Below are 7,433 nucleotides of genomic sequence, written 5' to 3'. Positions count from 1 at the left end.
TGATTTTAAGCCGGTGCCAGCCGGCGCCGAGGCCGACTTCTTCAACACAATCGGGCGAGAGCGGACGTAGGTATGCCGAGACGTGAGCATAAGTACGGACGTCCGCCCCCCGGGAAATACTGCCGCAGCGGCGGAGGGCTTCTCTACCCTCCCGCGAGCGTAGTGATCGCTAATATGTTCGTTACTTCGGTGCCAAGCGTCTGAGGCCGCATGCTAGCCCGTCTGCGAACCACGCTTTTACGGCATTAAAATCGGCGGGCGCTTATAGATCTGCGTGCCGCCGCAACGGCTTGTTCACCCCTCTCTGCAAAGGGCGGTGTCACAGGGAGACTGTCGATGCATTTAGATCTTGTTTCGGCCGTGCTTGTCGCCGCCGCAGCCGTGCCGTCCGCAGCCCCAGTCCAGGGCGACTTCGACGGCGATGGCCGATCCGACACGGCGTCCATCGTCGGCAATGCCGAGGGCTCGTTTGATGTCGTCGTGCGGTTCGCAACCGGGCGGATCGCGGTGGCGGACAGCGGCGTAGACGATGCGGCACGACTAACGACCATTCTAGCCGCGCGCGTCAGACAGAGTTGCGCGCCGCTCGCGCGATCGGCGCCCGAATGTTCCGGCGCGCTCAGCCCGAGAGACGGGCTGTACTTCAAGCGCACGCGTGGCGACGTCGCCAGCCTGGCGATCTGGTCGCGGGGCAATTTCACTAAAATATTCGGATTGTCAGTCCGCGACCTAGCGGCGATGGGGCCGGCCGCGTCCGCGCCGCCCGGGACCGTCCGAACGCCCGCGACATTGCTGTCGCTGGCTATCAGCGCCGAGGGTAAGGTCACCGCCTGCACGATCGCCGAAAGCAGCGGCAATGCCGCGCTCGATCAAAAGGCGTGCGCGATCATGCTGGCTAAGGCGAAATTCCGGCCGGCGATGGACCGACGCGGACAGCCGGTGATGACGACGAAGCGAATACGCCTGTCGTGGGCGATCGACCGAGCAGGCGTCATGCACACGCCGGTCAGCGGCGGCAGCGTAGATACCAACGCAGCTATGACCGACGGCTGTACACGCCGAGCCGGCCCGACGAACGGCATGTTAGCCGTTCCTTCCGCGATCCAGACGCAGACGGCGTCGGCGCCCGTGGGCCGACCCGTCGCCCGTCAAGAGCCGCCCGGCCAGACGACGGCAGAGCGGTTCGAACAGGCACGCAAGGCGGTTCAGCCCGTACGTGGCCGCGATCCGATTTACGGTGCGACGATCAGCGATTAGGCCGAACAGCATCGCCGGCAGACTTCCCTTTTGTTCTTCCATGCCTGATCCATAGAATCCGCATGCCGATCCGCCCCGAGAACCATTTGCTATATCCGACCCATATGTCTCTCTAATGGTTGACCTTACGCCAAGATCCAGATGCGGTCACTCGAACCCCGCTTACTCACTCCGTCTTTCTGCCCTTCGTTCAACGTCGCCAGTACCTACCCGGTCGGGCTCTCGGCCGTGAAGGATGAGCAGCACGGCTTGGTCACAGGCTGGAACTCCATCAGCTCGATCCGCGTGCCGTCGGGGTCGTATAGGTTGGCCTGCCACTTGCCGTCCAGGCCCATTTGTGGGCCGTCGTGACGCGGGCTCAGGCGATCTTCCCGATGCAGCGTCGTGACGGCGGCCTGCATATTAGGAACGCCCAAGGATAGGTGGTTAAGTACGCCTAGCTGGCGGGCGTCGACCTTGGTCACCGGCACGCTCGAGCCCGGACCGATCATCATGTATTCCAGCCAGTCCCGACCGTCGGGCATCTGCTGTGATACCCAGTCGACCTTGTCGGGCTCGAATGCGCCATACCAGTACGGCCGAAAGCCGAGCAGGCGTCGGTACATCCTGTCCTGCTTGGCCCGGTCGTGGACGGCGTAGCCGACGTGGATGATGCGCCCGCTAATCGCGCTGGGAACAGCGTTGGCGTCAGCGCTCGCGGATTGCACGAACTGGATCCCGTTGCCTTCTGGATCGCGCAGGGCGAACCAACGCTCCCCTTCGGTAGAGCGCTGCATCGCGCCGAGGCCAGAGACGTCTGACGCGGCCAGCCAGGCCCGCAGCGTCGCCGCGTCCGTTGTCGAGTAGGCGACGTGCGCCATCATGCTGGGCCCCTGTCCGGCGGGTGCGGGTAGCACCTCCACGAACTGGCGCGAGCTTAGATAGTAGCGGACGCCGGCCGGGTTCTCGGGGTCCGCACCCTTCCGGGCGCCCAGCACATGCGTGTAAAAGTGCTCGGACTTTGCCATGTCCCGAGCATAAATAGCGAGGTGCGAGATGCCGGTGATACCTGGGCGCGGACCCGGCGGCGCCTTGGCCCCGAGCAGAGCGGCAGCTGCACAGGCAAGAACTGCGATACGACGGGCCATGGCAGCCTCTCCTCACCCGGCCGCGTTTCGGGCCGTGGCTGGCAGCGTAGGGAGCGATGTCGGCACTGTCACGTGCTCACGTGTTGGTTCTCGTCGATACTGCCAAGGAGTTTGATGCCGCTATCTGCTACGGTGCCGCGCAGGAACAAGAAGCGGTCTTGGTGCCGAACACTGACCCGCACCGCCGCTCTTTGGACCCAAAAGGCGACGTTCCGAACGCCCCTTCCGCTCGCCGAAACCTGTCATCCATTCATGTGCCGCAACTGGCGGGGACGGCGAGGCATTGTAGCTGCCACCAGTACACGCTTCCTGACCCTATTTAGATCTTGAAATCAGGCGAATGCGGTATCGCCTGACCTGGGAGGTCGAAGTGGGCCGGTCAGTAACGGTAACGCAAATCGGCGCGACCGCCCGGCGGCAGGGTCGGCGACCAGGTGAGGGTCCCGTCGGTTCGGTTGAGCGCCTTGTCATTGGCCTCGATCGCCTGGCCCGCCGCCCCGATCGGGACGTCGAGCGTCGCCGGGAACGGGTTGGCGTTAGTCGCCGTCAGCACGACCTCTCGCGACAATGCTTCCCCCGGAGCCGCCACCGGCAAGCGCGACGCAACGATAGCCTGGGTCAACATAACCTGGCTGCTGATACCTGCCGCTAGGCGCACCGTCTCGCCAACCGTGCGGTCGGTGACCGCGCCCAATCCCAGCAGCAGGCGTCCGCCAGCCCGCTCGGCGTAGAGTGCGGTGCTGCCGGCTGGCAGCGGCACGCCCAGGCCGCCAGGTGTATCGTTCTTCATCACGAGCACGATCGACGTCGGCACGCCGTCGAGCTGCTGGCCGGGATACACCGCGCGTCGGTAGCGACGATCGACCGGCACGCCCTTTTGAAAGAGCAAAGCAACTTGCTTTTGCGCGCGTGCGGCGACGGTCGTGGGCGTCGGTATGCGATAAAGCTTGAGATCGCCAAGATCTTCGGGAGGGGGCGGCGGCGGGGGTGGTGCCGGGGGCGCCATCATCGGCGGCGGGGGGGGCGCCATCGCGCGCGACGCCGTCACCACTATCTCGTCGGCAGGCTCAAACTCCGTTTCGGGCAGATCCGACGTCGTCGTGCCGAGCGGATAGCAGACCAGCCGCAGCGCGCCCGCCGCCGCCGGAACCGCGGGCAACGCTACCCGGTTGAGCCGGCCCGCGACGGCCTGCACCTCGGCCTTCAGGAACACTTCCGGGTTGCTGTTGGCGAGGGTCAGCCAGGCAAACAGGTCGACCGTTCGCCCGTTGGCGGCGAGCGCAGCGACGTAGCTCGCCCGCCAGTCGAACCCGGACGCGAGATAGGACAGACGCACCGTGACCGTGCGCGCCGCCGGGCTGATGGTCGTTACGCTCAGCACCGGCTTGCTCGACAGGCTGGCTGGGACGCCGGCGAACGCCAGCCGCTCCGCGAGACCCGAACAGCGTAAAGCCTCGATCCCCGTCGCCGTGCGGAGGATGACGCCCGGTGCCGGGCCGGCGACAATGGTCGCGGGCTCGCTGGTCGGTCGTCCGGTCGCCCTGTCCGTTCGGGTCAGCGTCACGTCACGACCCAGCGTACCGTCGACAAGCGAGGCCGGCGACAACAGGCGGGCGTCGCGGTTCTTCTCGATCGTGCCGCCGGGCAGGCCGTCGATGACTGCGCTGACCGGCACGATCCCTTGCGCCACGCCCTCGAACCGCAGAACCGCCGGTCCGCGCGGCAGCCGGACGCGACGCGTCTCCGTCACCAGCGCAAAGCCACCGAGATACTGGAGGGTCATCGCCCCGCGGCCATAAGGTGCCCGGTACACCGTGAGCGAGACGCGGTCCGGCGCGGACGAGGTTACGGTCGTCTGCGCCTCCGCCCTGCCCGCCAGCAGCGCGACCGCCAGGAGCAGCAGATGGCGCATCAGTAGCGCGTGTCGAAGGTCGCCGTCACCGTGGTGCTGCCATTGGCCGGCACCGATACCTGCCACGCCAGCGTGCCGGCGGTGCGACGTTCACCCTTCGCGCTGTCCTCGACGACCCGGACGTCGTTCCAGTCGAGCCCGCCCTGGATGAGCTCGACCGTGACCGGACGGGCGCGGGCGTTAGTCAGCTTGTACTGCATCGCCGTGCGCCAGCGGCTGTCGCCCTGCCGCGTGCGCGACACGGTGACGGGCTGCACCTTCACGTCGAACGCGTCGCCGGTGGGAAGCGCGATGGTCGACCCTTGCGGGGTATGCTCGATCCGGTTTTCGCCGGTGAACTGCGGCTGCCCGCGGGCATCGCGGACATAGACCCGGACCACCCCCGCCGGCAGCGCGTCGCCCAAGCCTGCTGCACCCGAGTTACTGAACCGCAGCACCGACTGCGCGCTGCGTGGTTCGTCCGAACTGCCGAGCCAGCCATTCTCGAACCGATAGCCCGCGCCCGCCGCCACGCCCTTGGCATCGAGGAAGCTGACCTGCTTGGTCTGCTTGTCGGCGATCGTGGTGCGTTCGGCCAGCGGATAGAGGTAGAAGTCGCCGAGCTGCTCGCGCGCGGCGCTCTCGGTGCCGGGGCGTGTCGTCGTTCGGCGGCGCGGACGCGGCGCATAGCCGCCGCTGCCGTCATCGTCGGCGCTGCCGACCTCGCCGGCGACCAGCAGCGTTTTGGCGTTAGCGAACGTCGTCCCGCTGCTATTCTTCAGCGTTACCCAGCCCTGGATATCGACCGTGCCGCTCTTGTCGTCGAACAGCGCGACGTAATCGGCGCTCCAGCCGAGCCCGCGGCTCAGGTAGGACAGCGTCGCCGGACGGGTTCCTCCGCGCGTGCTGGCCAGTGTCACCGACAGCGTCGGGCGCGCCCGCAGCGCGTCGGGCACCCGGTCGAACACCGCGCGCACCGGCAGGCCGTCGTCGCGCAGTACCTCGACATGACCGTTCACTTCGATGACCACGCCGCCGTTCACCGCCAGCACTTTCGCGCGATCGCGGGTTTCCGCGCCGGTGGCCGGATTGGTCCGCACCAGCGTGATCGTCTCGCCGACCTCTTTCTCCATCAGGCTCGACGGGCTGAGCAGGTCATAGTCGAAATTCTGCTCGACGATCGCGGCATCGGGCACGGTCAGCGACACCGTTTCCGGTCGGATCGCTGCGCTCACGTCGGGGAAATTCTGTTGAACCCGCCCGCTCGCCAGGTTCAGCGGACGGATGTCCTGCACCAAGGCGACGTCGTTGGTGTAGATGGTGACCGACACGTCGCCTTGCGCCGTTCCGGCGGTCGAGGAATCAGCAGGGTGCGGCAATTGCTGAGCGGCTGCCGAAATCGACCCGAGCAGCATCACCAAACCACACGCTCTCGAGATGCTTTTGCGCACGCCACTCTCCCCCGGTCCTTGCTATAATGGCGAGACCGCATCAGAAGGGCAACGCGACATTGTGGGTCTGATTTTCTGACCCAAACAACGGCGCTTGTTCGCTCTGATCGGTGCGATGCGCCATTAAGGTTATGATACGTTGATCATAGCCAAAATGACGGTGTCCGCGAGAGCGACGGCGGAGAGCAAGTCCGTCGGTTACTGGTCGTAGCGGGTGCCGATACGCCGCCAATCCTTGGAGCGCCCGAATAAGATATCGATCGGGTAGACGCCGAGCTCGGCGACGCCTTCCCACCGAATCTGCAAAGACCCAGAAAGCGACATTCAGACCGCCAGCCTGGCTTCCCGGAAGCGGACATTTGTTAATGTGATCCGTCGGTGCTCACAGCGATCAGATATTTCACGCCGAACGGCGAGATATGGGACATTCCGGCCGATCGTCGCGGTAGCCCGAACGGCAGCTCAGGGCATAAGCCGACGTTCATGCGCAGTCTTCGTTGGAAACGATGCCGCTGATCAAATCATCAAGGCGGTTCAGCCGCTCGTTCCATTCCTGACGGTGATAGTCGATCCAATCCTGCAACGGCGCGAGCCCGGCAGGATCGAATTGACAGGTGCGCACCCGTCCAAGCTTGGTCGAGCTGGCGAGCTTGGCTTCCTCAAGCANGACGGCGATTGGCGTCACCGAGCGCATGAAACAGACGGTCGACCCTCGACGAGCGGACAGACTCTACGGCAGGCTGCATCATGCGGGGTGCAGTTCCGAAGCCATCGTGTCGAGCAGGAAGCCCCACCCCATCCGGCGCATTGCCGGGCCGTCGGCGCCTTCGAAATAGACCGCCTGGTGCGTCAGCAAGACCTCGCCCTTGTCGCCGAGCGGCGCAATTTCCACGGTGACCATGGCAGCAGATACGCGGGCGTGATCGACGTCGAGCGTTTGGAAGAACACGATCCGAGCGTTATCGACGATCTCAGCATAGGTTGAGGTCCAGCACAGCTGCTTTCCCGCGATAGGAGTGCCTGGCAGCATCCTGGAGGTGAGCTTCTCCTCACCGCCCGGACGAAAGTCGAAGCTGTAAGAAAGCGGCTCGTGTCCGGGACTGGCGGCGTACCACCTGCTCTTGCGGTCCTGAAAAGCGAAGGCGCCAAAAATCGCGTGCGGAGCGGCGTCGCAGGTTTTGCGAATTTCGAAGGTACCGTGTGTGATGGTCATCGACTCGCTCCTCAGTGAAGTTTAGACTTCACTAAATTTTTTGGAGCCTATCAGTCAAGTATGCACTTCACTATTGCACCCGCCAGTATGCCCGGCTTGTCGATGAATGGGTGACGGGGGTCGGTCTGATGCGAAGCGAGTATGGAATGCACTCGCGTCGCCGAACGGAGGCGTCGATCATCTGCTGGGCGACCGGCAACCTGCGCGCCGTCCAGATCCTCCTCTGTCATAGCAAGATCGAGAACATGGTGCGTAATCTCGGCGTCGACGTCGAAGATGCGCTTGCCCTTGCCGAGAATCCCGAAATCTAAACCGCGGGCTCCTCACCCAAAACGAGGGCCCCTTGCATCGCGCATTCGGACGAAACAGTCGTTTTTCGACCCGACCGGCGTGTAAGGCTTCAGAAAAGCCCGACGTTCACGTCTTCGACCGGTCCCAACGCCTTGACGATGCGGCACTCGACGACAGTGCCACATTTGCAAGAATCGATCGCG

General features: G+C 64.8%; 5 protein-coding genes and 1 pseudogene. 2 read left to right on the top strand and 4 right to left on the bottom strand.

Annotation, left to right across the window (positions count from 1 at the left end; all coding sequences use genetic code 11):
- The first annotated feature begins 336 nt into the window (after positions 1–336).
- Entirely contained in the window at positions 337–1,257 is a 921-nt protein-coding gene (locus IFS44_RS20520) for a TonB family protein (protein ID WP_192099886.1), read from the top strand.
- 206 nt (positions 1,258–1,463) lie between these two features.
- Here the strand turns inward: IFS44_RS20520 and IFS44_RS20515 are convergent, their stop codons facing one another.
- The 4 genes from IFS44_RS20515 to IFS44_RS20495 all read right to left on the bottom strand — a co-directional run bounded on the left by IFS44_RS20515 (position 1,464) and on the right by IFS44_RS20495 (position 6,939).
- Complete coding sequence (locus IFS44_RS20515) at positions 1,464–2,384, bottom strand: VOC family protein (RefSeq protein ID WP_192099885.1); 921 nt, start codon at positions 2,382–2,384, stop codon at positions 1,464–1,466.
- A gap of 379 nt (positions 2,385–2,763) precedes the next feature.
- Positions 2,764–4,296 carry a DUF4139 domain-containing protein gene (locus tag IFS44_RS20510; RefSeq protein ID WP_192099884.1) on the bottom strand — a complete coding sequence of 511 codons (1,533 nt, stop codon included), beginning with the start codon at positions 4,294–4,296 and terminating at the stop codon, positions 2,764–2,766.
- Positions 4,296–5,690 carry a DUF4139 domain-containing protein gene (locus IFS44_RS20505; protein ID WP_192099889.1) on the bottom strand — a complete coding sequence of 465 codons (1,395 nt, stop codon included), beginning with the start codon at positions 5,688–5,690 and terminating at the stop codon, positions 4,296–4,298. The genes IFS44_RS20510 and IFS44_RS20505 overlap by 1 nt, the downstream gene beginning before the upstream one ends.
- Positions 5,691–6,471: 781 nt before the next feature.
- Positions 6,472–6,939, bottom strand: a complete 468-nt coding sequence (locus IFS44_RS20495) for an SRPBCC domain-containing protein (protein WP_192099882.1) — start codon at positions 6,937–6,939, stop codon at positions 6,472–6,474.
- Positions 6,940–7,007: 68 nt separating this feature from the next.
- Here IFS44_RS20495 and IFS44_RS20490 point away from each other — a divergent pair.
- Positions 7,008–7,250: pseudogene (locus IFS44_RS20490) on the top strand (integrase); the annotation flags it as partial.
- Positions 7,251–7,433: the final 183 nt, after the last annotated feature.

Source organism: Sphingomonas sp. CFBP 13706 (genome assembly GCF_014842355.1).
GTDB classification, from domain to species: domain Bacteria; phylum Pseudomonadota; class Alphaproteobacteria; order Sphingomonadales; family Sphingomonadaceae; genus Sphingomonas; species Sphingomonas aerolata.
This window is presented reverse-complemented; position numbering and strand designations above follow the sequence as displayed.

Coding starts and splice junctions, on each gene's coding strand:
- IFS44_RS20520 (WP_192099886.1), top strand. CDS start 337: ATGCATTTAGATCTTGTTTCGGCCGTGCTTGTCGCCGCCGCAGCCGTG.
- IFS44_RS20515 (WP_192099885.1), bottom strand. CDS start 2,384: ATGGCCCGTCGTATCGCAGTTCTTGCCTGTGCAGCTGCCGCTCTGCTC.
- IFS44_RS20510 (WP_192099884.1), bottom strand. CDS start 4,296: ATGCGCCATCTGCTGCTCCTGGCGGTCGCGCTGCTGGCGGGCAGGGCG.
- IFS44_RS20505 (WP_192099889.1), bottom strand. CDS start 5,690: ATGCTGCTCGGGTCGATTTCGGCAGCCGCTCAGCAATTGCCGCACCCT.
- IFS44_RS20495 (WP_192099882.1), bottom strand. CDS start 6,939: ATGACCATCACACACGGTACCTTCGAAATTCGCAAAACCTGCGACGCC.